This is a genomic window from Paraburkholderia flava (genome assembly GCF_004359985.1).
Lineage (GTDB): Bacteria > Pseudomonadota > Gammaproteobacteria > Burkholderiales > Burkholderiaceae > Paraburkholderia > Paraburkholderia flava.
In genome coordinates this window covers 995,194-1,021,725 of the sequence record NZ_SMRO01000002.1, presented here as the reverse complement: position 1 = coordinate 1,021,725, position 26,532 = coordinate 995,194, and the positions used below count along the sequence as shown (strand labels likewise).

Below are 26,532 nucleotides of genomic sequence, written 5' to 3'. Positions count from 1 at the left end.
CGGTCAGCGGCAGGGAGCGCGACGCGGTTGCGAAGCTTCGGTGGCCGCTCAGTTGATCAACCCGGCCGGCGTTCTGCCTGCCGGGTGACCTCGTGTCAGGGACAGTAGAAGGTACGTACTGGCCTCAGCACAGCTCTCCACCCTACTTCGCTACAGCCGCCGCATTAGCGCGCGCCTTGTGCAATTTCTTATAACTGTCGATCAGGCGGTGGTGCCTGTCGAGACCCTCCAGTTTCATACTCGTTGGCGTGAGCCCATGGAAGCGCACGCTGCCGTCCACCGACCCCATTACCGCGTCCATCCGGGCGTCGCCGAACATCCGGCGGAAGTTGAGCGCGTAGTCGTCCAGATCCAGATCGTCATCGAGCAACACCTCCAGCACCACGTTCAAGGCCTGATAAAACAATCCGCGTTCGACCGTGTTGTCGTTGTATTGCAGGAACGCTCCCACCAGTTCCTGCGCCGCTTCGAATTGCTGCAAGGCAAGATTAATCAGCAGTTTCAACTCGACGACGGTTAGCTGCCCCCAGTCCGTATTCTCGTCAAATTCAATGCCGATCAAGGTGGCAATGTCGGAGTACTCATCCAGTTCGTTGTTTTCCAGCCGATCGAGCAGCGCCGTGAGCGCTGCGTCGTCCAGACGATGCACATTCAAGATATCGGCGCGGAACAACAGCGACTTGTTTGTGTTATCCCAGATCAAATCCTCTACCGGGTAAACTTCGGAATAACCGGGCACGAGAATCCGACAGGCGACGGCACCCAGCTGGTCATACACCGCCATGTAAACCTCTTTGCCCATGTCTTCGAGAATACCGAACAACGTAGCGGCTTCCTCGGCGTTGGAGTTTTCACCCTGGCCGGAGAAATCCCATTCGACAAACTCGAAATTCGCTTTGGCACTGAAAAAGCGCCACGACACCACACCGCTGGAATCGATGAAGTGCTCGACAAAGTTATTTGATTCAGTCACGGCGTTACTGACGAAGGTAGGCTGAGGCAAATCGTTCAGACCTTCAAAACTGCGCCCCTGCAGCAACTCCGTCAGACTCCGTTCCAGCGCCACCTCGAAGCTCGGGTGAGCGCCGAACGAGGCGAAAACACCGCCGGTCCGCGGGTTCATCAAGGTGACGCACATCAACGGGTAGGTGCCACCTAGCGACGCATCCTTCACCAGCACCGGAAAACCCTGCTCTTCCAGGCCTCGAATCCCGGCGAGAATGCCGGGGTATTTCGCCAGCACTTCCTGCGGCACATCAGGCAGCGCAATCTCACCTTCCAGAATTTCGCGCTTTACGGCCCGTTCGAAAATTTCGGACAGACATTGCACCTGCGCTTCGGCCAGCGTGTTACCGGCACTCATGCCATTGCTGACGAACAGGTTCTCGATCAGGTTGGACGGAAAGTACACCACTTCGCCGTCCGACTGCCGCACATACGGCAGCGAACAGATACCCCGCTGCACATTGCCGGAGTTGGTGTCGTACAGATGCGAGCCACGCAACTCATCATCGGGGTTATAAATTTCCAGACAGTACGCATCCAGAATTTCAGCCGGCAGCGCATCCTTGCGGCCGGGCTTGAACCAGCGCTCGTCCGGGTAATGGACAAACGCCGCATTGGCGATGTCTTCGCCCCAAAACGCGCCGCCATAAAAGTGGTTGCAATTCAGGCGCTCGATAAACTCGCCCAATGCCGACGCCAGCGCGCTTTCTTTGGTCGCTCCCTTGCCATTGGTAAAACACATCGGCGAATGCGCATCGCGGATATGCAGCGACCACACATTCGGAACGATATTGCGCCACGAAGCAATTTCAATCTTCATGCCGAGGCCCGCCAGAATGGCCGACATATTGGCGATGGTTTGCTCCAGCGGCAGATCCTTGCCCGCAATATAGGTGCTGGCACCGGAAGCCGGTTGCAACGTCAGCAACGACTGAGCATCGGCATCCAGGTTTTCTACTTCTTCAATGACAAACTCGGGTCCGGCCTGCACCACTTTTTTCACTGTACAACGGTCGATAAAGCGCAAGATGCCGCGGCGGTCGGCTTCCGAGATATCCGGCGGCAACTCGACCTGAATCTTGAAAATCTGTTGGTACCTGTTTTCCGGATCAACAATATTGTTCTGCGACAGGCGGATGTTTTCCGTCGGAATGTTGCGATTTACGCAGTACAACTTCACAAAATAAGCGGCACACAAGGCCGACGAAGCCAAAAAATAATCGAAAGGCCCCGGTGCCGAGCCATCGCCTTTATAACGGATAGGCTGGTCGGCCACTACCGTGAAGTCATCGAACTTAGCCTCAAGACGCAGCTTGTCGAGAAAGTTGACTTTAATTTCCATGGGAGAACGCCAAGGCGGTGCTCAAAATGATGTGACCGCCATTATCCATCACCAGGTGCGGTTGCTGTTGCAGATCGCCAGGTGCTGGCGGTGTCCGTTGACGAGCTGATGCTCTCCGCTGAGTCCGCTAAGGTCGCTTTGCAGGCCGGAGCACGAACTCACTGCCGGGCACGACTGACAAAGCCTGGCCGCAGCATTCAAGGTCAGCCGAATCTCAATGCCTAACCTGGCGCCCGGCGACGATCGAACCAGAACGACAAGCCCACGCTCAGCAAAATCAACAGCGTCGCGATCACCGTCCAGCGCGTCACCGGCTCACCCAGCGTCACCGCGCCCAGCGCAACCGCGACAATCGGATTCACGTACATACAGCTGCTCGCGATGATCGGACTCGTGTGCCGGATCAAATAGCCATAAGCGACATAAGCCCCCATCGTCCCGATCATCACGAGATAAACGAAGGCAACAGCTGCGCCGAGCTTGAGGTCCATCATCCGCTCGTCGAGCGCCCATGCGATCACAGTCGACACCGCGCCGCCGAGTCCCACCTGCAGCGACGTCGACAGGAACAGATCCGACGGCATCCGCAACCGCCCCGCGAGATGCGCACCACCGGCCCAGAACAGCGCACCGACCAGAATCGCGAGACTACCGCCCGCCGATCCAGCGGAGGTGTCCCCATGATTCAGCACAGCGATCCCGACAAGCCCGAGCGCAACCGCGCCCCACTCGCCTTTTGTGATCGGCCGACCAGCGACCGCCGCGATCACCGTCGCGAACAGCGGCACGGTCGCGACCATCACGGCAGCCATGCCCGTGCCGACGGTACGCATCCCGACCGCGAGCATCCCGCTCGACATCGCGACGAGCATCGTCCCGACGAGCCCCGCGTTGCGGATCTCAACCAACGTCGGCCATTGCGGACGACGCTGCACAGCGAAAATAAACAGCCCGATCCCCGCGAACAGATTGCGCAACCCGGACAGCAGCAGCGGCGGAAACGACTCCAGCGCCACATGCACGGCGAGATACGTCGAGCCCCAGACGATATAGACGAACGCCAGCGACAGCGCGATGCGACCGCCCTGCGTACGCGGCAGCCGCAAGGGCAAGCGTGAGAAGAATGACCGATCCATGCGTTCAGCCCACCTGTGCAGCAAGGGCAAGGGCGCCCGCGCCCGGAAAAAGATTCAGGACGCGCAGACGCGCACACTCCGCGTGAAGCGCAGCGAGGCGGACAAGGCAGAACGGCATGATGGTCGAGCAGGAAAAACAGGAGACTGACGATAAGCCCGGCCACGCGAAGCGCGGAAAACCCGGGATCAGTGCGGCGCGGTCAGCCGGCTGACACCGAAATCGTCGGCGGCGGAGGAACATCCCGGCGGGACACGGCAAACGCAACGCACACCGGCAGCATTATGCAGGAGAGTCGGAAGGGACTTGTCAGGCCAAACGTAAAAATTGTTTCGACAGCGAAGCATCGCGGGCGCCGCGAACGGCGCCCGCGACCGTTCAGTTGCTCATCGCGCCGGACGCTTCGTGCTTCATGCCCATCGCGTCGCCGCCCTTCTTCATCTTGTTGTGCTTCGCCATCTTGTCTTTCGACATGGAATCCTTGGACATCGAGTCCTTCGACATCGAATCCTTGGCCATCGCGCCGCCCGACATCGCATCGCTTGCCTGAGCGAATGCGCTGCCGGCGCCGAGTGCCAGGGCCAGGGTGGTAACTGCGATCGCAAACTTCTTCATGAGATAACTCCGTTTTATCGATTGATCAAACCGGCTACGACGAACGCGTCGTGCCGGGTACTTCCAAAGCTTCTGCCGTGCGTGGCCGCCCGCTTCAGGCGACGACCCGCGCGTCAGGAGCCTCCGAACCAGTTGTAGCCCTGGTCGACCCAATAGCCGCCGGGATACGTGTTGGTGACGAAAATCTCGACGATGTGTTTCGGGTTCTTGTAGCCGAGCTTGGTCGGCATCCGCAGCTTCATCGGATAGCCGTATTTCGCGGGCAGGCGGCTGCCGTCGTAGTCGAATGCGAGCAGCGTCTGCGGATGCAGCGCGGTCGGCATGTCGATGCTTTCGAAGTAGTCGTCCGCGCATTTGAAGCCGACGTACTTCGCGGTCGTGTCCGCGCCGACGCGGTGCAGAAAATCGCGGAACGGCGTGCCACCCCAGCGGCCCACCGCGCTCCATCCTTCGACGCAGATATGTCGCGTGATCTGCTCCTCATGCGGCAGCGCGTACAGCTCGGGCAGCGTCCACACGCGCTGGCCCTTGACCAGACCGCTCACGTGCAGCCGATACGACGCGCCGTCGACATCGGGTACTTCGTCGATGCCGTAGTACGCGTTGAACGGAAACGGTCGCGTGATCTGCGCCTCGGTGTAGGTGGGCGCGAGTTGAGTCGGGTCGAACAGCAAGCCCTGCGCGCGATCGTTCAGTCGCGAGACCGCGGTGAGGAATGCGTTGACCGAATCGTTATCGGTCAGCGAGCAGCCAGTCAGCATCGACAGGCCGCCGAGCGTCAGCAACTGCTTGCCGAAGCGGCGCCGCGACGGCATCGAGAGCTCACGGCGTGCATCGATCAGGATCGACTCGCGATCGAGTTTCTGCGGAGAAGGTCGTTTGATATCGCTCATGACGGTGTCCGTGAATTAGCGGCCGCGCAGCATCGCGAGCAGCGAGCGCGGCACCAGTGCGACGAGCGCGAGATGCACGACGAGAAAACTGGCCATGACCGCCATCGCGCAGAAATGCACGATCCGCGCGGTGTCGTAGCCGCCCATCAGTTCGCGCAGCAGCGGAAACTGCACCGACTTCCAGATCGCGAGCCCCGACAGCACGAGCACGACCAGATCGACGATCACGACGACGTATGCGAGCTTCTGCACCGCGTTGTAGTGACTCAGATCGTCGTGCGCCAGCCGGCCGCGCAATGCACTCACCAGATCGCGCAGTACGGCACGCGGCGACAGCGGCAAGAACTTGCGCATGAACCGCCCGCTTGCGATGGTCAGGATCAGATAGACGAGCCCGTTGAACACGAGCAGCCACATCGCCGCAAAGTGCCACTGCAGCGCGCCGCCGAGCCAGCCGCCGAGCGTGATCGCGGGCGGAATCGAAAAGCCCGCGAATACCGGCGACGCGTCGTAAATCCGCCAGCCCGACAGCATCATCGTGATCGCGGCGAGCGCGTTGAGCCAATGCGTGACGCGCACCCAGCGCGGGTGGATCGGGCGCTCGCGCGGCACGCTCGGTGTGGGTGCCGGCGCGGACGCGGGCATGGGTAAGGGATTCATCGTGAGCTCCTTCGTGATCGTGGGGGGCCTACTGGCACGCCGGCAGATCGGCGGCCTGCAGCACGTCGCCGGTCGCGGCGTTCTCGACGAACGCGACGACGCCGAAGTGCGACGCCGGGACGGGTGCGGTGGCGCCGGGATCGTCGAGTGCGAGTGCGCGGCGAATCTGCGCATGTCCGGATGCGAGCGGAACGGGGCCGATCCACTGCCGCACGACGCGCTCATGATGCAGCGTCGCACCGCTGTTCTCGCCTGCCTTGACCTGCGAGACGAGCGAGTTCTCGTACACCGCGACGTAGGCGTTCAGAGAATCAGGCGATGTGTTTGATGCACGCGCCGCGAACTGCGCGTCGATATCGACTGCATTCGCCGCGCCGCCCACTCGCGGCGCAAGCGCAACCGATACATCCGCCGTCGCAGGCTCGCCGACGATCCGCTTGACCCGGTCACCGAAACTCTCCGCACTCGACCAGCCGCGCAACTCACGTCCCGCGACGAACACTTCAGGCGTGTAGATCGTGTGGCCGCCGCCGAGATCGGTCAGGCTCTGCTGCCGTTCGGTAAAACGATGCTGCGAGAAGCGGTCGGTCCAGCCGAGGCTGTTCCAGTAATCGACGTGCATCGCGAGCGGCACGATGCCCTGCGCGACGCCGCTCTCTTTCCATTGACCGAACCAACGGTCGGCCGGCGGACAGCTGTCGCAGCCTTCGCTGCTGTACAGCTCGACGAGCGCGACGCGATGCGCGGGGCTGTGCGCGATGCACTGGCCTGCCGCTGCATTCGCGGCCCCGCTCGCGACGACAGCACCGAACGCGGCAAGCAACGCAAAAACGCGCACAACGTTGCGTGCAAGAAAAATCCGCGCAATCAAACCGCGGCTCGAAACGATAGACATGACGTGCTCCTGCGAGGAATCCGAACGTTGGTCGGTGCAGGAACGTCGTTATGACAGCCGGAGCGAAGATTTTTTTGCAGACGGTACGCGATAGACGATCGTCGGCATGACGTCAGGCGATCGTCAGAAACCCAAGCGCGACGGGTTGCCAAGCCCCCGCCGGCCGGTGTATCGTGTGCGCTGCTAACGCGGGGGTCCTGCGTCGCACATCGTCTTCGGGCGGTGAGCCACGTGGGTGAGAAATACCCTTTGAACCTGATCTGGATAATGCCAGCGCAGGGAAGCGTACGGGCTTCGCTGCTTATCCCTGCAAGACCTCCCGCGAAACCCGACTCACTTCATCTCGTCTCCTGCTTAGCCGCCCCACATTGCCTGGCTAGAGGAGATAACGCATGAACGCCAACCCGAAGTTCCTTTCCGCCGACGCTCACGTCGACGAAGCCGCTGTCGCGCCGCTGCCCAATTCCCGCAAGGTCTACGTGACCGGTTCGCGCCCGGACATCCGCGTACCGATGCGCGAAATCTCGCAGGCCGATACGCCCGACAGCTTCGGCGGCGAAAAGAATCCTCCGGTCTATGTCTACGATACGTCGGGCCCGTACTCCGATCCCGAAGCGAAAATCGACATCCGCGCCGGTCTGCCGGCGCTGCGTCAGGCGTGGATCGAAGAGCGCGCCGACACGGAAGCGCTGACGGGTCTGTCGAGCGACTTCAGCCGTGAGCGCGCCGCCGACACCGCCACCGCCGACTTGCGCTTTCAGGGCCTGCACCGCACGCCGCGCCGCGCGGTCGCCGGCAAGAACGTGTCGCAGATGCACTACGCGCGAAAAGGCATCGTCACGCCGGAGATGGAATACATCGCGATCCGCGAGAACCAGCGTCGTGCCGAGTATATTGAGAGCCTGAAAACGAGCGGCCCGAACGGCGAAAAACTCGCCGCGATGATGGGTCGCCAGCATCCGGGCCAGGCGTTCGGCGCCAGTGCGTTCGGCCCGAATGGCCTGACGGCGATCACGGCCGAGTTCGTGCGCGAAGAAGTCGCACGCGGCCGCGCGATCATCCCGAACAACATCAATCACCCGGAAAGCGAACCGATGATCATCGGTCGCAACTTCCTCGTGAAGGTCAATGCGAACATCGGCAACTCGGCAGTCACCTCCTCCATCGGCGAGGAAGTCGACAAGATGACGTGGGCGATCCGCTGGGGCGGCGACACGGTGATGGATCTGTCGACTGGCAAGCACATTCACGAAACGCGCGAGTGGATCATCCGCAACAGCCCGGTGCCGATCGGCACGGTGCCGATCTATCAGGCGCTCGAAAAGGTCAACGGCAAAGCCGAAGATCTCACATGGGAAATTTTCCGCGACACGCTGATCGAACAGGCCGAGCAAGGCGTCGACTACTTCACGATCCACGCGGGCGTGCGTCTGCAGTACGTGCCGCTGACCGCGAAGCGGATGACCGGCATCGTGTCGCGCGGCGGCTCGATCATGGCGAAGTGGTGCCTGGCTCACCACAAGGAAAGTTTCCTGTACGAGCACTTCGAAGACATCTGCGAAATCATGAAGGCGTATGACGTCGCGTTCTCGCTCGGCGATGGTCTGCGTCCCGGCTCGATCTACGACGCAAACGACGAAGCGCAACTTGGTGAGTTGAAGACCCTCGGCGAACTCACGCAGATCGCGTGGAAGCACGACGTGCAGACGATGATCGAAGGCCCCGGCCACGTGCCGATGCAGCTGATCAAGGAAAACATGGACCTGCAGCTGGAATGGTGCGACGAAGCGCCGTTCTACACGCTTGGACCGTTGACCACCGACATCGCACCGGGCTACGACCACATCACGTCGGGCATCGGTGCAGCGATGATCGGCTGGTTCGGCACCGCGATGCTCTGCTACGTGACGCCGAAGGAACACCTCGGCTTGCCGAACAAGGACGACGTGAAGACCGGCATCATCACGTACAAGCTCGCCGCGCACGCAGCCGATCTGGCGAAGGGCCATCCGGGCGCGCAGGTGCGCGACAACGCATTGAGCAAGGCGCGCTTCGAGTTCCGCTGGGAAGACCAGTTCAACCTCGGCCTCGATCCGGACAAGGCGCGTGAATTCCACGACGAAACGCTGCCGAAGGATTCCGCGAAGGTCGCGCACTTCTGCTCGATGTGCGGTCCGCACTTCTGCTCGATGAAGATCACGCAGGACGTTCGCGAGTTCGCTGCGCAGCAGGGCGTGACCGACGACGAAGCGCTGAAGAAAGGAATGGAAGTGAAGTCGATCGAGTTCATGAAGAAGGGAGCGGAGATTTATCAGCGGCAATAAGCGTTAATGCGCTGCTGATATAGATTCCGCTTCACCGTGCGCGCGGACCGATGGGTCCGCGCGCACGGTTTCATTCAGCGTCAGTGCCCAAGCGATTCGGCGCCGACCGGTTTCGTACCGCCCGTCGACGGATGCGCGGCCTGCTTCACAAGCAGCGCCACACACGATACGACACCCGCGACCGCGATCGTCGCGAAGATTCCCTCGAACGACACGTGACGACGCGCCAGCTCGGCCACGAGAAACGATCCCGCGATACCGCCGAAGCGTCCAATGCCGAGCATCCACGCGACGCCGGTGCCGCGCCCTTGCGTCGGATAGAACGCAGCAGCGAGTGCAGGCAGCGACGACTGCGCGGTGTTCATCAACACGCCCGCGGCGAACACAGTCAACACGAGCAGCCCGACGTTGCCGAGCGCCTGGCCGATGCAGTACACACTCACTGCTGTCAGCGCATAGCACACCGCGACGATCCGGTTCGCGTTGAAGCGATCCATCAGCACGCCGCACAGCACCGCACCGACACCGCCGAGCGGGAACAGCGCGGAGATCAGCGTCGCGCGCTGCGGATTCAGGCCGGCTTCCTTCAACAGGATCGGCATCCAGTTGATCGACGCGTAGAAGATCACGAGCCCCATGAAGTACGCGAACCACAGCATCACCGAGCCGACGATGTAATCGCGCGACAAGACCACGCGCATGCCGCTGCGGCCTTCGACGTGCGCTACCGTCTCGGTCATCGTGAACGATCCGGCTTCCGATGCTGCCGATGAAATGCGCGCGAGCGTCGCGCGAATCAGCTCGGCAGGATGCCCTTTCGCGACGCGATAACGCACCGACTCGGGCAGCTTGAGCAGCAGCAGAACCGTCAACACGAGCGGCACCACGCCGCCCAGTTGCAGCACGCTACGCCAGCCCCAATGCGGGATCATCCATGCGGCGAGAAAGCCGCCGCATGCAGCCCCGAGCGGAAAGCCGCAGAACATCAGATTGATCAGCGTCGCGCGACGACGATCGGGACAGAACTCTCCGATCACCGTCACCGCGTTCGGCATCGCCGCGCCGAGCCCAACGCCGGTGACGAAACGCAACGCGGTCAGCTCAGACAGATTGCCCGAGAACGACGATGCGAAACACGCGACACCGAACAGGCCGACTGAACCGGTCAGCAACGCGCGCCGGCCAAGCCGGTCGGACAGCGGACCGGACACCAGCGCGCCGCACGCGAGACCGAACAGCGCAGCGCTCAGCACCGGTGCGAGCGCGGGCTTGCTGATGCTCCACTCGTTGACCAGCGAAGGAGCGATGAAACCGATCGCGGCGGTATCGAAACCGTCCAGCAGCACGATCGCGAAACACATCGCGAAGATGAGCCACTGGAAACCCGAGAACGGGTGCTCGTTGATGAACGTCTGCACATCGACGACAGGGCGCTGGTTCACGTCTCCTCCACTTCGTTCTGACGGCACGCGACAGTGCCGTCTCTGTTGCATCCGTGCCGGGCCTGGACCGGTGAATGATACCGACGCATGCGGTGAAATCGGCCGCCTCAAAAAGTTCTATATAAGAACAACGATTCATATAACGAACACGATGCCGCACTGTAGCGAAGACGTAAGCGACGGGTCAACGGGGGATAACCCGCGGGTTTACGCGGGCTCATACTGCCTGGCCGGGCCGCTGGTTCCGTCCGGAAACATCCCCTTACCAAACCAACATTTCCCTGACAAGCGCACACAACTGGAAACCGCGCGACGCGACGCACGCGGCTACGATGGGATTAACAGGGGCGTCCTGCGCTCCGGAATCCAGAACCATCGAGGAAGGAGGCTCATCATGAAGACGATTCGTCGAATCGGTACGTTTGCGGCGATCGCAGCGGTCGTCACCAGTCTAGCGGCGTGCGACGGCATGACCACGCGGCAACGCGATACGGCCATCGGCGCGGGCGTCGGCGGCGTGGCGGGCGCGGCGATCGGCGGCAATGCGCTGTCGACGCTCGGCGGTGCGGCGGCCGGCGGTCTGATTGGTAATCAGGTCGGCAAGTAAGCCTGCGGCGACAGACGCGCAAAGCCAGATATAGCCAGGCAGAATCAGGGAGCCCGAACGCCGCGTACCGCAGGCGGTGTCGATACGTTGCGCAACGAACGCGGCGTCGACAGAGAATGAAGAAACAACGGCGCGGCGCATCCATCGACAGATGCGCCGCGTCTCTTTTTGCAACGGCGTGAAATATGCGGTTACTGCTTCGCAACCCGGGCGTTGCGCGTCGGGCGTAAGCTCGGAGGATCTCGCGGCGCCGCGCGCCGATTGAAGGAGTTCCGTCATGAACACCCGTTTCGCCACGCCAAGACTCGTCGGCACTGTCGGCCTGCTGGCACTGGCCGGTTCGCTCTCCGGCTGCTACTACCCGTACGGTTATTACCCGGGCGGCTACTACTCGCCGGGCTACGCAACCTATTACCCGACCGTGCCGGCCGCCACGACGCAGCAGGCCGTGCCGGCCCCGCCGCCGCCTTCGGCATCGTCGAGGGCAGTACGCCCTCCCGTCGCCACACCGGACGAGCAATACGAGCCGCCGCCCACCTACGCAGTCGCGCAGCCGCCGGTGTATGTCGCGCCTGCGTATCCCGCCTACCCCGCGTACTACCCCGGCTACTATCCTGCGTACCCTTCGTGGGGCGGTCCGGCGTGGTGGGGTCCGTCGATCTCGCTGGGCTTCGGCTGGGGCGGTGGTCGCGGATGGCGTGGCGGCGGTCGCGGCTGGCATCACTGATCGCCTGATCGTCGGTTACCGGCGCGTTGCAGTGGAACGCGCCAGGGTCCGCTGCGCAATCGTCGCTTAGCGTGATCGTGCGGCGCGCGTCCGGCTCGTTCGTGTAAGCGCCGCGTCGCGCTGGTTTTCACGAAGACCGTCGCGTGCTCTGCACTTTCTTCACGACTTCGATCATCGCCGCGTGTGCCACGCGCGCCGAAGAACTTCTTCCGGATCCGGACGCCCCCGCATCCATACGCGAACCTTCGTTCCCGCTTACGCAGTACGCGCGGCACACCTGCCGGGTGACACGCCCGCGTCCGCACGCCACACCCTAAGCTTCTTTCCCGCCTCCACAGCACACGCGACACCCACCGCGTGACGCACCGACGTCCACACTCCACCGCTCTATCACCTGTCTCGACGACCCACGCGCCTTCATCCCCCTCGCGCAACGATCCACACCCCCGGTTTCTTCCCGTCGCGCTTCCGCGTAGTTTCCCGCCTTGACGTAACGCGCGGGGGTTCTATGCTGGCAGGTGCCACACCGCACTATCTACTTAATACGCGACCCCACGTCGTGCGACTGCACGACGCCGCCGCCATCCGTCCTGACCCGACCGACGCGCCGAAGTCGAAAACAAAGCGTCGATTCGAACAACAACGAAGCTTTGAACAAGATTGGAGCGAACGCGAAGGCGTCAAATCCAATCGACAGGAGACGCGATGTTCCATCAACTGTTGACCCCCATCGGCAACGCGCTGTTGCCGTCGTTCCTCGTCGCGGTACTACCGATTCTCACGGTGCTGCTCATGCTCGGCTGGGCTCGCCGTCCCGCGTGGCAGGCATCGCTGGCCGGGCTCGTCGTGGGGCTGCTGGTCGCGATTTTCGGCTGGCAGTTTCCGGCCGGGCTCGCCGTGAACTCGGTCGTCGCGGGCGCGGTGTTCGCGTGCTGGCCGGTCATGTGGATCGTGTTCGCCGCGATCCTGCTGTACAACATCGCGCTGCGCTCGGGGCGCTTCGCGGCGTTCCGCATGTGGATGATCGACAACCTGCCGAACGACCGGCGCATCGTGCTCGTCGTGATCGGCTTCTCGTTCGGCGCGCTGTTCGAAGGCATCTCGGGCTTCGGCACGCCGATCGCGATCACCAGTTCGCTGCTGATCCTGCTCGGCTTCCCGACGCTCGAGGCGCTGACCTTCACACTGATCTTCAACACCGCGCCGGTCGCGTTCGGCGCACTCGGCGTGCCGATCACCGTGCTCGGCGCAGTGACCCATCTGCCGACCGATGCGCTCGCGAAAATGGTCGGCCGCCAGTTGCCGTTCTTCGCGCTGCTGCTGCCGTTCTACGTGATCGCTGTCTACGCGGGCTTTCGCAACATGCTGCGCGTGTGGCCGGTGCTGCTGGTGTCGGGCGCGAGCTTCGCGCTCACGCAGTTCGTCACGTCTAACTACGTCAACTACAGCCTGACTGACGTGCTGTCGTCGCTGGTGTCGCTGATTCTCACGATCCTGTTCCTGCGTGTGTGGAAACCTGCAGCCGATCCCCGGTTCGCAGTCAACGTCGATCGCGTGAACGAGGTGCGCGGCAAGGTGAGCGGCGCGCAGGGCTGGTATCCGTGGTTGATCGTCGCGATCGTGGTGATCGTCTGGACCGTCGCGAAGGTGTTCACGATCGGCGACGTGAAGATCCCGTGGCCGGGTCTCGACAAGGCCGTGTTCATCACGCTGTACAACACGCCGTATGGTGCGATCTGGGACTTCCAGCCGCTCGCGACCGGCACCGCGATCCTCGTTGCGGCGATCATTACCGCGATCGTGGTCGGTCTCGGCGTGCGCGAGTTCGGCCGCGCGATCGTCGATACGTGGGTGCAGACCCGCATCGCCATTCTGACCGTCGCGACGATCGTCGGCCTTGCGTACCTGATGAACTACTCGGGGCTCACGTATACGCTCGGGCTGGGTGCCGCGTCGGTGGGCGCGCTGTTCCCGCTGGTGTCTGCGTTCCTCGGCTGGGTGGCCGTGTTTCTGTCCGGTAGCGACACGTCGGGCAACGCGCTGTTCGGCAACCTGCAGGTGGTCGCTGCGCATCAGTTGAACCTGAATCCGGTGCTGATGGCCGCGACCAATTCGTCGGGCGGTGTGATGGGCAAGATGATCTCGCCGCAGAACATCTCGACCGGCGTCGCCACCACCGAGCTCAAGGGCAAGGAAGGCATCGTGTTCGCGAAGACCTTCAAGCACTCGATCATCCTGACGATCGCGCTCGGTATCCTCGTGTGGCTGCAGCAGAACTTCCTGCAGGGAATGATTCCGCACTGACGCGGACGTTGTGGTTCGTGCTGCGCCGCGCGTGGTTTGCGCGGCGCGGTGCCCTGATCTCACCTCACGCTCTTCCGCTTCTCTCGCCCGCCTCACTCGCAATTTTTCTCACATACCCGTGAGAATTGATCGTTTGGAGCGCCACTGACGGCGCGTCTACGATGGCAGCCATCGACCGCGCAGCCCCTTGGCAGCGCCGGTCCGCGTGTTCTCCCGTTTCTTGCCATTTCATCCCGGCGTGAAGCTTTTCGCGCGACCGCGCTGCTACGATGCGTTCGCGTTGCGACTCAACCGCACTCAACGCCGACCTCATGAATCCAGTCAACATCGCCCAGCTTGTTTTTCTCGCGTCCCTGTGGGGTGCATCGTTCCTGTTTATTCGCGTCGGTGTCGCCGACTTCGGCGTCGCGCCGTTGATGGCGCTGCGCGTCGGCATCGGCGCGCTGTTTCTGCTGATCGTGATGTTCACGCGTCGTCCGGTGCGCGAATCGCTCGACACGCTGCGCACGCGCGCGTGGCCGCTGCTGATCGTCGGCATCCTCAATTCGGCCGCGCCGTTCTGTCTGTTCGCGTATGCGGAGCTGACGCTGTCGGCGGGCGTGACGTCGGTGATCAACGCGTCGACGCCGCTGTGGGGCGGGCTCGTCGCGTACCTGTGGTTGCGCGACCGGTTGAGCGCACTGCGCGTGCTGGGGCTCGTTGTCGGCTTTGCGGGCGTGCTGCTACTCGTGTGGGATCAGATCGCGACGCCGCACGGTGCAGCGGCCACGCCGACGACCACCGCGCTCGCGGCCGGCGCCGCACTCGCCGCGACGCTGCTGTACGGGATCGCCGCGAACTACACGAAGCGTCACCTGACCGGCGTCGATGCACTGACGGTCGCCGCCGGCACGATGACCGGCGCGACGATCGTGCTGGCGCCGCTCGCGGTGATCTGGTGGCCGGCCGCGCCGATCTCGCGCGACGCATGGGGCGCGGTGCTCGGCCTCGGTATCGCGTGCACGGGCGTCGCGTACATGCTGTTCTTCCATCTGATCGCGGTCGTCGGGCCGGCCCGCGCGATCACCGTCACGTTCGTGATCCCGATCTTCGGCATCCTGTGGGGCGCGCTGTTTCTGCATGAGAGCGTGTCGGTCGGAATGGTCGAAGGCTGCGCGGTGATTCTCGTCGGCACCGCGCTCGCGACGGGTGTCGTCAAGCGCATCCCCGGCTTCGGACGACGCGGCGAAAAACACGCGTAGCCCATCCTCCTGCGCCTTTCGTCAAAACAGCGCGGCCCCGGAATTCCGGGGCCGCGCTGTTTTTTGCAGAACGCTTCGCGCATTCCGCCGCCACAAAAAAAATAGCCCGCACTCCAAAGGAGTGCGGGCGAAACCGTCGCCCTACGAGGATAGGCGACGGGGCCACCGGGGCCCGCGTGCAACGCACGCGAGCCGTCGTCGGGGTCGCGCCGGTTCGTCGTCCGGCGCGCGAGTTGGGCGATACTTCGGGAAAACGCGCAAACCCTTGCTACATAAGGCTTGCATCCCGTGTCGGAGGAGATAAAAGCAGCTTACGTGCCAGCAAGCGATGTCACAGATCGACCGGCGCAACTCCTTGATTGTTATGGGTCTAGGTGCGCTGCGGCGAAAAACGGCGGGCGGGCGCCCGCGGCGTTACGGGGTAACGTCACGTTACGTGACGGGGGTTCCTCAGACGAAAAAACCCGCCGCGGCTTGCACCGGGCGGGTTTTCAGAGGGCTACCGGACCGTGGCCGCGAAGGCCGGGAGGGTTCGGTTCAGCGGGTCGATCCGCTGATCGGCCGGGGTTTAATCCGCGAGATCGGCCCGGGTTTAATCCAGGCAGATCAGTGACGGGTTTAATCCCCAAAGATCAGCGTAGCTGATCAACCATCAACGACATGATCTGCTTCGCCTGCGGCGACGCATCGATACCGCCCTTGTCGTCGACGACGGCCACGCGCGTCTGCTCCGGCGTCACCGCGCGGACGTTGACGAGATACTGCTTCGCGACCTTTTCCTTCTTGCCGTGGAACACCTGGCTCCAGAAACCCTGCTCGGCGGCAGTCAGATCGCGCGGATCGACGTAGCGGATGAAGTACAGGCCACGTGCGCGATCGCGGTCGTCGACCGTGAAGTTGCTGCGGTCGAGCGCAAGACCCACGCGCAGCCATGCGCGGTCGTACGGCTCGCCGAGGGTGAGCTCGGTCGACGTGAACTGCGCGGAGCCATCGCTGCTGTCGGACGATGCAGGCGTCGGCGTCTGTGCCGCCAGCGCGACGTTCGCCGCAGCCGTGGCAGCCGCCGCCGATTTCGCACCGGCAGTCGCCGCGCCCGGCGCGGTCTGCGTGCCCGCCGGCGACAGCGTGGCATTCTGCGACCCACCGCCGCTACGCGAATCGGCAAGTGCGAGCGACGCCATCAACCGCTTCAGATATTCGGCTTCGAGCGCCGGATCGTTCGGCTTCGGTTCCCACTTGCTGTTGTCGTTGTTCGCGCCGGTCATCGCTTCGCGCATGCCCTTCTGGCTGATGAACACGTAGGTGCCGCCGTTCGGTGCCGAGTCGAGACGCGTGCGGTACTTGTTGCGCTCGGACGCGACGTACGAATTGCCCATCGCCTTCGACAGCGTGTTGCGGATCAGACCGTCGTTGATCGCCGCATGGGTTTCGTTCCAGTCGGTTTCCATCACGCCCTTGTCGCGCTGGTCGACGACGAGCAGGAAGCCCTGCTCCTGCCAGAAACGGCGAATCTGCGGCCAGGCCTGTTCGGGTGTCTTGTTGTCGATGACGAGCCAGCTCTCGGTGCCGTCGCGCTGGATGTGCATGTTGCTGACCGGCGGCACGACCGCGTTGGTCGGCGGCGCGGCCTTCTGGACCTGCTGCAGCGAAGAAAGCGACGTTTCGCCGCCCTGCGGCGGCAGCGAACGCTGATCGGGCGTCTCGTCGATCATGTTCGGCGGAATGGCCAGCGACACCTGCTTCGATCTGGAATCGCTCTTGTAATCGATTTTGGTCGGCGACGACGTGCCGCAACCGGCGACCAGTCCACCTGCCATCAGCAATGCTGCGAACCGCTTGGTAAGACGAAGATCAATCATGTTCGGGAAATCCTTCGCAACGCCCACGGCAAGTTTTCCGTGGATCAACCCGACATTTTACCGATCCAGCGAGAGGATGTGCAAAAAGCGGTGTGGGGGGAGACGCAACGCGCGTCAGTCGGTGGAATCGGTGTGTGCGGTGGTCTTCACGAGGTCCGCCGGCGCGAGCCAGCGAAACGCGGTCAGGCCGTTGCGGTCGTACGTGCATTCGGCGGCGGCGGGGTCCATGATGGGCTTCGCTTTCTTCCGTTTCGCGGCGGCGGTCGATGCAGCAGAAGCGGCTGAAGCAACCGAAGCCGCAGACGCTGCGCGCGGCGCCGAGGCCGACGATGCCGCCGCAGCGACCGCTGCTTCGGACCCGGCTTCATCGTCAGTTGCATCCCCGGCAGCAGATGCAGCCGACGGCGCGGAAGCCGCCGGCACCGCCGAAGCCGCCCGTTGAATCGTGCCCTCGACGACAACCCGCGACCCATAAATCGCGACGCCCGTATGCGAGACCTTCAGCGGCTCGGACGATTCGGCGGCGAGCGCGTCGCGCATCGTCTGTTCGCAGGCGTTCCCGTTGCGATACACGGCGGCGCATCCGGCCGTCAGTGCGATCGCCGCCGCGATGCCTGCGAGAATGAAAGTGCGGGTCTTCATCGAGCTTCCGTAGTTCAGTGCGACGCCAATTGTAGCGTAGCGACCGCATGCGACTCCCCGTCGATATGCGCGCGCTGGCAGAATACCGGCGACCGTCGGTTTGCGCGCCGTCGAACCGCCCGCTTCCGGCAGCCGCGCCGCGCTTACGGAATATTTCCGCCCTCTTCATTCGCCCTCGATGATCCTGCCGCCCGCTTCGTTGCCGTCGTTCGCCGCTGTGGCCGTGCTCGCGGTCGCCGCGTACGTCGCCACCAACATCGACAACCTGTTCGTGCTGCTCGCGTTTCTCGCCGACGTCCGCGATCGTCGCAGCGGTGACACGCGCCGCATCGTCGTCGGGCAGTTCATCGGATCGGCCGCGCTGGTTGGCGCGTCGCTCGCGGTCGCGGCACTGCTCGCGTCGGTACCGGACCGCGTGATCGGGCTGCTCGGTCTGCTGCCAGTCGCCGTCGGTCTCGGCAAGGCATGGACGTGGCTGCGTTCGCGGCGCTCCCCTGCATCGCAACCTGATGGACAGACGCAACCGGTGACGCAGAGCACGTCCGCATGGACCGTTGCCGGCGTCGCGATCGCCAACGGCTCGGACAATCTCGCCGTCTATGTCGCGCTCTACGCGGGACGCAATGCAGTCGACAGCACGTCGATCACCCTGGTCTTCGCCGCGATGACCGCACTGTGGTGCGCGGTCGCCGTGTGGCTCGTGCGGCATCCGTTGCTCGGCGCGCCGCTGCGGCGTTATGGTGCGGCGCTGCTGCCGCTGGTGTTGCTGATCGTCGGCTGCTCGGTGATCGTCGAGCACGACACGTGGCGGTTACTGTCCGGCGGCTAACTCAACGTCCCGCAGATATCGTTATTACGATCGCCGGATACGCGCAACGCGTTCACGTCCGATAATGGCGGCACCGCCCACCTTCTTTTCACGGCTACCCCCATGCGTATGCTCCGTCACCCGCTCGCCAGAACCTCGTTAAGCGCCGCGCTCTGCATCGCGTCGGCAGCGCTGTTGCTGACCGCCTGCGCCACTGCGCCGCACGTCGCTCAAGTAGACAGCGCCGCGCTCGATGTCGCGATCGCCGGCCCGCAGCGCAGCGACGCCGCGAAAGCACGCGACGTCTACCGTCATCCGAAGGAAACGCTGCAGTTCTTCACGATCGCGCCGACGCAGCGCGTGCTCGAGATCGCGCCCGGCGGCGGCTGGTACACGGAAATCCTCGGGCCATATCTGCACGATCACGGCACGCTGTACGAAGCGGAATACGCGAGCCCGTCGGCGGAATCGCTAGCTGAAGAGCGCGCGACGAGCGTCGTGTTCGCCCGCAAGCTCGCGGCAGCGCCCGCGCTCTATGCGAACGTAACCGTAGGGACACTGCATGAAGGACAGTTCAGCTTTGCGGTGGACGGCACGATCGACCGCGTGCTGACCTTCCGCAACATCCACAACTGGATCAAGGATGGCCAGATCGACGCGAACCTGCGCGCGTTCTACGCGGCGTTGAAACCTGGTGGAGAACTCGGCGTGGAGGAACATCGCGCGACGCCGGGCACGTCGCTGCAGCAGATGATCGACAGCGGCTACGTGACCGAAGACTACGTGATCACGCATGCGCGTGCGGCCGGTTTCGAATTGCTCGCGCGCAGCGAGATCAACGCGAATCCGCGCGACACGAAGGATTATCCGCATGGTGTGTGGTCGCTGCCGCCGACCTACCAGGGCGGCGCGACCGATCGCGCGCGTTACGCGGCGATCGGCGAATCGGACCGGATGACGCTGACGTTCATCAAGCCGGTCGCACACTAAACCACGAATAACCGCAGCCTATTCGGTCCACGCTTCCGGCAACGTCTGCGTGAGCGTCGACACGAAGCTCGCGGTTTCCGCCTGACGCGGCCGCGTGAACACATCACGCGCACTACCCGACTCGACGATCGCGCCGTTGCTCAGGAACACGACATCGCGTGCGATCGATGCAGCGAGACGCAGATCGTGCGTCGCCATCAGCATCGTCATCCCTTCTTTCGCGAGCTGCTTCAACACCTCGACGACTTCGGCTGCGAGGCCGGGGTCGAGCGCCGAGGTCGGTTCGTCGCACAACAGCACTTCCGGCGACGGCGCGAGCGCACGCGCAATCGCGACGCGCTGCTGCTGACCGCCCGACAGCGTCACCGGCCACGCATCCGCCTTGTGCGCGATGTCGACCTTGGTCAGCAGTTCGAGCGCGCGTTCTCGGGCCCGCTCGCGATCCCACTTCTGCACGGTCAGCAGACCTTCCATCACGTTCTCGATCACCGTGCGATGCGGGAACAGCTGGAAGTTCTGGAACACCATGCCGGTGCGACGACGCACGGCGAGGATGGCATCGCGCGAAGGCTTTTCGGTGCGGCTGAATTCGAGCCGCTGCTCGCCGAGTTCGAGCGCGCCGGCCTCGGGAATCTCGAGCAGGTTCACGCAACGCAGCAGCGTGCTTTTGCCACTGCCGGAAGGACCGATCAGCGCGGTCACGTTACCCGGCTCGAGCGAAAGATTCACCGAGTTGAGTACGCGATGCTCGCCGAAATATTTGTCGATACTGGAGAGGCGGATCATCCGTTCCCCGACTGGAAAAGCGCGTGCCGGCCGAACTTGCGTTCTAGCCGCACCTGGGCGGACGACAGCACCGAGCTGAACACGAGATAGATCAGTGCGGCTTCGGTATAGAGAATGAGCGGCTCGTACGTCACCGACGCGATGCGCTGCGCGGCCTGGAAAATTTCCGGCACGGTCAGCACCGCCGCGAGCGACGTGTCCTTGACGAGCGCGATGAACGAGTTCGACAGCGGCGGCAATGCGACGCGTGCCGCCTGCGGCAGGATCGCGCGACGCAGTGCCTGGCCGCGCGTCATCCCCATCGAATACGCGGCTTCCCACTGCCCTTTTGGAATCGACTCGATCACGCCGCGGATCACTTCGGAGTTATACGCGCCGACGTTCAGCGAGAAACCGATGATCGCTGCGGTGAGCGGATCGAGCACGATGCCGACGTTAGGCAAGCCGTAAAAGATCACGAACAGCTGCACCAGCAGCGGCGAACCGCGAATCAGCCACACGTAGAAGCGGACGATCGCGATCGCCCACTTCGGCCCGAACAGGCGTATCAGCGCGGCGCCGAACGCGAGCGCGAGCCCCAGCACGAACGAAACGATCGTGAGGGGCACCGTGAACTGCAGCCCTGCGACCAGCAGCGGCCACAGCGACTGCGCCATCAATTGCAACCATGCCGGCATCATTCAGGCGCTCCGTGCGCTTACTGGGAGACGTCCTTGCCGAAGTACTTGTCGGAGATCTTCGCGTACGTGCCGTCGGCCTTCATGTCGGCGAGCGCCTTGTTGATCGCGGCGACCAGTTCCGGGTTGCCCTTGCGCAGCAGCACGGCGGACTTGTCGGCGTCGCCGGAGTCGTCGAGCGCGACGATCTTGACCTTCGCGTCCGGACGGTGCTTCTTGAAGTCGAGGTACGACAGCGAGTCGTTGACGGTCGCGTCGACGCGGCCCGACGTCAGCAGATCGACCGATTCGTTGAAGCCCTGCACCGCGATCACATCGGCGCCATGTGCGGCGGCGATCTTGCCGAAGTTGCTGGTCAGCGTGTTCGCCGACTTCTTGCCCTTCAGGTCGTCGAAGGTCTTGATCGTGGTGTTGTCCGAGCGAACGATCAGCGCCGCGTGCGACACGATGTACGGCGTCGAGAAATCGTACTTGACCTTGCGCGCGTCGGTGATCGCGACTTCATTGATTACGGCGTCATAGCGGTTCACGTCGAGGCCGGCGATCAGACCATCCCACTTGCCTTCGATAAACACCGCCTTCACGCCGAGCCGCTGCGCGATCGCACGGCCGATTTCGACGTCGAAGCCCGTCAGTTGACCCGAAGCATCGTGAAACGTGAACGGCGCGTAGGTGCCTTCGGTGCCGATCTTGAACTCGCCGGACGACTTGACCTGCGCGAGGCCGTCGGCTGCGAACGCCGCGGTCGCCGTAGCGATCTGCAGCAGACCGATCAACAGGATGGATCGAATCGACTTCATCTGGATGAGCTCCGTGAGTGTGTGGTATCGGTTTTTGCGGTGCGGAGCCGGCACGGATGCCGGCCCCGCAGAGTGGCCGGACTGTAGCAAACGGTCCTTGTTTTCACAACGCTTTTTGCGCTTGATGAATATACCGGAGCAGAATAAGGTAGACCGATCGCGTGGCGTTGGCAAGGCTCGGCAATACGGATGGCAGCGCGGAGAACAGCAAGACGCGCGCCGCCTGGGCCGGCGGCGCGCAGTGATCTGCAGGTGGGTTCGGGACCCGTCAGTAGGTTTCGAGGTGCAGCCGGCCTTCCTTCCTGAGCCGTTCCCACAGTGCGTCCCAGAGCATGCCCTGAGCCTCGGCGATCTCCTTCAACGCCTGCAGCACGCCGTCTTCCATGCCCTTGAGGCCACACACATAGATGTGCGTGTTGTCGTCTTTCAGCAGCTGCGCGACGTCGGGTGCGCGTTCGCGCATCGCGTCTTGCACGTAGCGCTTCGGCTGTTTCGGCGTCCGCGAAAACGCGAGGTTCGTGTCGATGAAGTCTTTCGGCAGGTTCGTGAGCGGGCCGAAGTACGGCAGCTCTTCTTTCGTGCGCGCGCCGAAGAACAGCATCAGCTTGCCGGTCGCCCCCTTCAGACGACGCCGCCGCCGATACTCGGTCATCGCGCGCATCGGCGCGGAGCCGGTGCCCGTGCAGATCATCAGCAGATGCGAGTTCGGATGGTTCGGCATCAGGAACGTGCCGCCGAACGGACCGATCACGCTGACCACGTCGCCCTTCTTCAGGTCGCACAGATAGTTCGAGCAGACGCCGTCGGTCGGATTGCCCGCGTGATCCTGCTGCACGCGCTTCACGGTCAGCGACACGTTGTTGTAGCCGGGCCGCTCGCCGTCGCGCGGACTCGCGATCGAATACTGCCGCGCGTGATGCGTGCGACCGTCGGCGGTCGTGCCGGGCGGCAGGATGCCGATCGATTGCCCTTCGAGCACCGGAAACGGCGTCGCGCCGAAATCCAGCACGATGTGATGGATCGCGCTATCGGTGGCGGCATCGGTGAGGCGGTAGTTGCCGACCACCGTCGCGCGTATCGGTGCCTTGTGCGTGTACAGATTGACGTACGCCTTCGCGGCGGACCACGGCGGCACGACGGAACCGCGCACGGTGTCGGTCGTGGGGCCGGGCGCTGCTGCGCCAGCCTCGGTGGACGCCTCAGTTACCGCATCGCTACCGCCTGCCGCTGACTCCGGCAACGCACGCTCTTCCGGCAGCACGTCCCACGTGAGTTGCGCGTCGATCGGGTACGCGTCTTCGCGTCGCACCGTGCGCCAGTTGTCGATCGCGCCGGTCGGGCACGGCGGCACGCACGCCATGCAGCCGTTGCACACGTCCGCCTTCACGACGTAGTTGTTCGAGTCGTGCGTGATCGCGTCGATCGGGCACGTCTCTTCGCACGTGTTGCAGCGGATGCAGATTTCCGGATCGATCAGGTGCTGCTTCAGGATGTCGATCGATACTGGCGCGTTCATGGCAGTCTCTCTTCAGTTGAAGCGGACGTATTCGAAATCGACCGGCTGCCGGTTCACGCCCATCGCGGGCGGCGCGATCCAGTTCGCGAACTTGCCGGGCTCGGCCACGCGTCCCATCAACGACGCGACGAACGCGCGGTCTTCCGGCGTCGGCAGCCACTTCGCCTCATTCGCGGCCCATTCGCCTGCATCGATCACGCGGCCTTCCGGCGCGACGCGCACGCCGGCGAACGTGCCGATCTGCCGGTTGAACGCCTTGTGCGGCACCGTCAACCGAAACTCGATGCCTGCCTTTTCGAGCACCTTGTTCCAGCGCCCCACCCCCGCCACCGAATCCTTGATGTAGTCGTCGCGCAGCACTTCGTTCATCGCGTTCAGCATCGGCACCTCGCGCTCGACGAGTTTGCCGTCCTGCACGTCGAGCAACCGGTAGCTCTGGCCGTTCAACCGATGATCGTCGTCGCGCTTCGTTTCCTCGTAACGGCCCTTCAACCCAGAGCTATAAAACGTCGCCGCATTCGACGAATGATCCGCACCGAACAGGTCGATCGTCACCGAGTAGTGGAAGTTCAGATAGCGCTGGATCGTCGGCAGATCGATCACGCCTGCCGAGCGCAGACGCGCGACGTCGTCGGTCTGCAGTTCGTTCATCACCTGCGCGGTACGTTGCACGACACGCGACACGCCCGATTCGCCGACGAACATGTGATGCGCTTCTTCGGTCAGCATGAACTTCGTCGTGCGCGCGAGCGGATCGAAGCCCGACTCCGCAAGCGCCGACAGCTGGAACTTGCCGTCGCGATCGGTGAAGTACGTGAACATGAAAAACGCGAGCCAGTCCGGCGTTTTCTCGTTGAACGCGCCGAGAATCCGTGGATTGTCGTCGTCACCGGAGCGGCGGCCGAGCAGCGCTTCCGCTTCCTCGCGACCGTCGCGGCCGAAGTAGCGATGCAGCAGATACACCATCGCCCACAGGTGGCGCCCTTCCTCGACGTTCACCTGAAAGAGATTGCGCAGGTCGTACATCGACGGCGCGGTGAGTCCGAGGTGACGCTGCTGCTCGACCGACGCCGGCTCCGTGTCGCCCTGCGTGACGATGATGCGGCGCAGGTTCGCGCGATGTTCGCCCGGCACGTCCTGCCACGCAGCTTCGCCCTTATGCTCGCCGAAGTTGATCGTGCGGTTAGCGTCACCGGGCGCGAGAAAAATACCCCAGCGATAGTCGGGCATCTTCACGTGATCGAAGTGTGCCCAGCCGCCTGCATCGACGCTGACCGCCGTGCGCAGATAAACGTCGTAACCGTGCGAGCCGTCGGGGCCCATGTCGCCCCACCACGACAGAAAATTCGGCTGCCATTGTTCGAGCGCGCGCTGCAATGCGCGGTCGTCGGCGAGGTTCACGTTGTTCGGGATTTTTTCGCTGTAGTTGATCGACGAGTTGATCGTGGACATGTCGGTTCCTTGTGCGGAGTGCGGCCAGGTGTTTCGCGAGAGGCGCGCGTGATGCTTAGTGCGCGATGCAATGCGGTTCGAAGCGCTCAAACCCGCGCGACGTCGAACTGCGCCTTGCTGCCCTTGCCGTACACCTTGAGCGCGCCCTTCTCGCCCACTGCGTTCGGCCGGTTGAAAATCCAGTTCTGCCACGCGGTGAGGCGGCCGAAGATGCGCGTCTCCATCGTCTCGGGACCGTTGAAGCGCAGATTCGCTTCGAGCCCCGTCAACGCATCCGGCGACATTGCCGCGCGCTCTTCGAGCGCGATGCGGATTTCGTCGGCCCAGTCGATGTCGTCGGGCGCGGCGGTGACGAGGCCGAGACGTTCTGCATCGAGCGGTCGCAATGCGGTGCCGATCTGCGAGCGCAGCGCGTCGAGTTGCTGCGCGTCGTCGTAGAAACGCCGCGCGAGCCGCGACTGATGCGTGACCATCGGATACAGACCGAAGTTGACTTCGGACAGCGTGAGCAACGGCTCTTCGTCCTCGTTGCTCGGCAGCGACTCCATGTACGAACGGTCGGCGGCGAACGCGAGTTCCGCAAACGTGCCGGCGAAGCACGAACCCGGTTCGATGAGCGCAAACAGCGAACGCGACGACACGTCGATCCGCGCGAGCGTCCGGCGCAGCATGCCGATCGTTTCGCGGACGAACCAGTGGTCGCGATGCTGCATTAGCGACGCGTCTGCTGCGAGCACTGCGCGCGCGTCGCCTTCAGTGCGGAAAATCCACGTGCCGATGTCGAGTTCGTTGGTGCGCATCGACAGGATCGCGTCGTCGAGCTCGCGCGCGAAGCGCAGCGGCCACCAGTTCGCGCCGGCGGCGGCGATGCCGTCGATGTCGGTGGGCTGCGCTGTAGCCGGTGCTTTTGCGGTGAAGGTCGCGGTGCGTTTTGCGCGATCGATCGCGACGTCGACGGTCGCATAAGCGAGACCATCGTTGCGTTCGGTGCGCTCGATATACGTCAGCGCGATGCCCTGCGCGTCGGCGGGACGATCGCTCTGCGCGGCGAGTTCGAGCGCACGTGCGCTGACCGCATGATCGAACTGGTTCGGCTTCGCGACTTCATCGACGAGCCGCCATTCCTTCGCGCGCTCGCCGCGAATCCCTTCGACCACGGTGCAGAAAATATCGGCGCGATCGTGGCGAACCTTGCGTTTGTCGGTGAGCCGCGTGAGACCGCCGGTGCCGGGCAGCACACCGAGCAGCGGCACTTCGGGCAACGCCACCGACGACGAACGATCGTCGACGAGCCAGATCTCGTCGCAGGCCATCGCCAGTTCGTAGCCGCCGCCCGCGCACGCACCGTTCACCGCCGCGATGAACTTGAGCCCCGAATCACGCGACGAATCCTCGATGCCGTTGCGCGTCTCGTTGGTGAACTTGCAGAAGTTGACCTTCCACGCATGCGACGAGAGCCCCAGCATGAAGATGTTCGCGCCCGAGCAGAACACGCGGTCCTTCAGGCTCGTCATCACCACCGTGCGCACTTCCGGATGCTCGAAGCGGATCCGTTGCAGCGCATCGTGCAGTTCGATGTCGACGCCGAGATCGTATGAATTGAGCTTCAGCTTGTAGCCGTCGCGGATGCCGCCGTCTTCGGCGATGTCGATGCCGAGCGTCGCGACCGCGCCGTCGAACGACAGCTTCCAGTGGCGGTACTGCGAGGGGTTAGTGCGGTAGTCGACCGGCTGGATGGCGGTGGCGACGGATTCGGCGGTGGACATGAGTGGGTGTCTCCTAATGAATGCATGCGGCTCGATCAAACTTGATC

Annotated in this window: 23 protein-coding genes and 1 riboswitch; of the genes, 8 read left to right on the top strand and 15 right to left on the bottom strand. The window is 63.4% G+C overall.

Features of this window, described 5'->3' with window-relative positions; genetic code table 11:
* Window positions 1–142: 142 nt before the first annotated feature.
* On the bottom strand, window positions 143–2,347 hold the full coding sequence (locus tag E1748_RS16015; protein ID WP_133648173.1) for an OsmC domain/YcaO domain-containing protein: 2,205 nt from the start codon (window positions 2,345–2,347) through the stop codon (window positions 143–145).
* Between the two features lie 221 nt (window positions 2,348–2,568).
* Window positions 2,569–3,483 carry an EamA family transporter gene (locus tag E1748_RS16010; protein ID WP_133648172.1) on the bottom strand — a complete coding sequence of 305 codons (915 nt, stop codon included), beginning with the start codon at window positions 3,481–3,483 and terminating at the stop codon, window positions 2,569–2,571.
* Here E1748_RS16010 and E1748_RS31500 point away from each other — a divergent pair.
* Window positions 3,482–3,631: a hypothetical protein gene (locus tag E1748_RS31500; RefSeq protein WP_166653574.1), complete on the top strand. Its 150-nt coding sequence runs from the start codon at window positions 3,482–3,484 to the stop codon at window positions 3,629–3,631. The two genes, E1748_RS16010 and E1748_RS31500, sit on opposite strands and share 2 nt — an antisense overlap.
* Window positions 3,632–3,859: 228 nt before the next feature.
* Here E1748_RS31500 and E1748_RS16005 read toward each other — a convergent pair whose 3' ends face one another.
* The 4 genes from E1748_RS16005 to E1748_RS15990 all read right to left on the bottom strand — a co-directional run bounded on the left by E1748_RS16005 (window position 3,860) and on the right by E1748_RS15990 (window position 6,544).
* A complete protein-coding gene (locus E1748_RS16005; RefSeq protein ID WP_133648171.1) occupies window positions 3,860–4,096 on the bottom strand; it encodes a pentapeptide MXKDX repeat protein in 237 nt (78 codons plus the stop codon).
* Between the two features lie 113 nt (window positions 4,097–4,209).
* A complete protein-coding gene (locus E1748_RS16000; RefSeq protein WP_133648170.1) occupies window positions 4,210–4,989 on the bottom strand; it encodes a molybdopterin-dependent oxidoreductase in 780 nt (259 codons plus the stop codon).
* A gap of 15 nt (window positions 4,990–5,004) precedes the next feature.
* A complete protein-coding gene (locus tag E1748_RS15995; RefSeq protein ID WP_133649389.1) occupies window positions 5,005–5,634 on the bottom strand; it encodes a cytochrome b/b6 domain-containing protein in 630 nt (209 codons plus the stop codon).
* A 43-nt stretch (window positions 5,635–5,677) separates the two neighbouring features.
* The gene (locus tag E1748_RS15990) at window positions 5,678–6,544 is read right to left on the bottom strand and encodes a DUF1223 domain-containing protein (RefSeq protein WP_133648169.1); all 867 of its coding nucleotides are present in this window, start codon (window positions 6,542–6,544) and stop codon (window positions 5,678–5,680) included.
* A gap of 180 nt (window positions 6,545–6,724) precedes the next feature.
* A riboswitch (TPP riboswitch) is annotated at window positions 6,725–6,844 on the top strand.
* Between the two features lie 92 nt (window positions 6,845–6,936).
* Here E1748_RS15990 and thiC point away from each other — a divergent pair.
* A complete protein-coding gene (gene thiC / locus E1748_RS15985) occupies window positions 6,937–8,868 on the top strand; it encodes a phosphomethylpyrimidine synthase ThiC (RefSeq protein ID WP_133648168.1) in 1,932 nt (643 codons plus the stop codon).
* A gap of 80 nt (window positions 8,869–8,948) precedes the next feature.
* On the opposite strand, the gene E1748_RS15980 is transcribed toward thiC, so the two are convergent.
* Window positions 8,949–10,310, bottom strand: a complete 1,362-nt coding sequence (locus tag E1748_RS15980; RefSeq protein ID WP_133648167.1) for an MFS transporter — start codon at window positions 10,308–10,310, stop codon at window positions 8,949–8,951.
* Window positions 10,311–10,704: 394 nt separating this feature from the next.
* Between E1748_RS15980 and E1748_RS15975 the strand changes: the two genes are divergently transcribed.
* From E1748_RS15975 to E1748_RS15960, 4 genes are all read left to right on the top strand, one after another.
* A complete protein-coding gene (locus E1748_RS15975) occupies window positions 10,705–10,917 on the top strand; it encodes a glycine zipper 2TM domain-containing protein (RefSeq protein ID WP_133648166.1) in 213 nt (70 codons plus the stop codon).
* Window positions 10,918–11,194: 277 nt separating this feature from the next.
* The gene (locus tag E1748_RS15970; RefSeq protein WP_240766642.1) at window positions 11,195–11,644 is read left to right on the top strand and encodes a hypothetical protein; all 450 of its coding nucleotides are present in this window, start codon (window positions 11,195–11,197) and stop codon (window positions 11,642–11,644) included.
* 705 nt (window positions 11,645–12,349) lie between these two features.
* Entirely contained in the window at window positions 12,350–13,948 is a 1,599-nt protein-coding gene (locus tag E1748_RS15965; RefSeq protein WP_133648165.1) for an L-lactate permease, read from the top strand.
* A gap of 269 nt (window positions 13,949–14,217) precedes the next feature.
* A complete protein-coding gene (locus E1748_RS15960; RefSeq protein WP_133648164.1) occupies window positions 14,218–15,189 on the top strand; it encodes a DMT family transporter in 972 nt (323 codons plus the stop codon).
* Between the two features lie 632 nt (window positions 15,190–15,821).
* Here the strand turns inward: E1748_RS15960 and bamC are convergent.
* Both bamC and E1748_RS15950 read right to left on the bottom strand, forming a co-directional pair.
* Complete coding sequence (bamC, locus tag E1748_RS15955; protein ID WP_133648163.1) at window positions 15,822–17,048, bottom strand: outer membrane protein assembly factor BamC; 1,227 nt, start codon at window positions 17,046–17,048, stop codon at window positions 15,822–15,824.
* Window positions 17,049–17,162: 114 nt separating this feature from the next.
* Window positions 17,163–17,690, bottom strand: coding sequence for a hypothetical protein (locus E1748_RS15950; RefSeq protein WP_133648162.1), 528 nt, complete (start codon window positions 17,688–17,690; stop codon window positions 17,163–17,165).
* A gap of 178 nt (window positions 17,691–17,868) precedes the next feature.
* On the opposite strand from E1748_RS15950, the gene E1748_RS15945 reads away from it, so the two are divergent.
* Together E1748_RS15945 and E1748_RS15940 are read left to right on the top strand one after the other, a co-directional pair.
* On the top strand, window positions 17,869–18,519 hold the full coding sequence (locus E1748_RS15945; protein WP_133648161.1) for a cadmium resistance transporter: 651 nt from the start codon (window positions 17,869–17,871) through the stop codon (window positions 18,517–18,519).
* A 102-nt stretch (window positions 18,520–18,621) separates the two neighbouring features.
* Window positions 18,622–19,488 carry a class I SAM-dependent methyltransferase gene (locus tag E1748_RS15940; protein WP_133648160.1) on the top strand — a complete coding sequence of 289 codons (867 nt, stop codon included), beginning with the start codon at window positions 18,622–18,624 and terminating at the stop codon, window positions 19,486–19,488.
* Window positions 19,489–19,506: 18 nt separating this feature from the next.
* Here E1748_RS15940 and E1748_RS15935 read toward each other — a convergent pair whose 3' ends face one another.
* The 6 genes from E1748_RS15935 to boxC form a co-directional block, all read right to left on the bottom strand.
* Window positions 19,507–20,274, bottom strand: coding sequence for an amino acid ABC transporter ATP-binding protein (locus E1748_RS15935; protein WP_133648159.1), 768 nt, complete (start codon window positions 20,272–20,274; stop codon window positions 19,507–19,509).
* The gene (locus E1748_RS15930) at window positions 20,271–20,951 is read right to left on the bottom strand and encodes an amino acid ABC transporter permease (protein WP_133649387.1); all 681 of its coding nucleotides are present in this window, start codon (window positions 20,949–20,951) and stop codon (window positions 20,271–20,273) included. Before E1748_RS15930 ends, E1748_RS15935 begins: the two co-directional genes overlap by 4 nt.
* A gap of 20 nt (window positions 20,952–20,971) precedes the next feature.
* Window positions 20,972–21,751, bottom strand: a complete 780-nt coding sequence (locus E1748_RS15925) for an amino acid ABC transporter substrate-binding protein (protein ID WP_133648158.1) — start codon at window positions 21,749–21,751, stop codon at window positions 20,972–20,974.
* Between the two features lie 268 nt (window positions 21,752–22,019).
* Complete coding sequence (gene boxA, locus E1748_RS15920; RefSeq protein ID WP_133648157.1) at window positions 22,020–23,267, bottom strand: benzoyl-CoA 2,3-epoxidase subunit BoxA; 1,248 nt, start codon at window positions 23,265–23,267, stop codon at window positions 22,020–22,022.
* Window positions 23,268–23,279: 12 nt separating this feature from the next.
* Window positions 23,280–24,719: a benzoyl-CoA 2,3-epoxidase subunit BoxB gene (gene boxB / locus E1748_RS15915; RefSeq protein ID WP_133648156.1), complete on the bottom strand. Its 1,440-nt coding sequence runs from the start codon at window positions 24,717–24,719 to the stop codon at window positions 23,280–23,282.
* A gap of 86 nt (window positions 24,720–24,805) precedes the next feature.
* Complete coding sequence (gene boxC, locus E1748_RS15910) at window positions 24,806–26,485, bottom strand: 2,3-epoxybenzoyl-CoA dihydrolase (protein ID WP_133648155.1); 1,680 nt, start codon at window positions 26,483–26,485, stop codon at window positions 24,806–24,808.
* Between the last annotated feature and the right edge of the window lie 47 nt (window positions 26,486–26,532).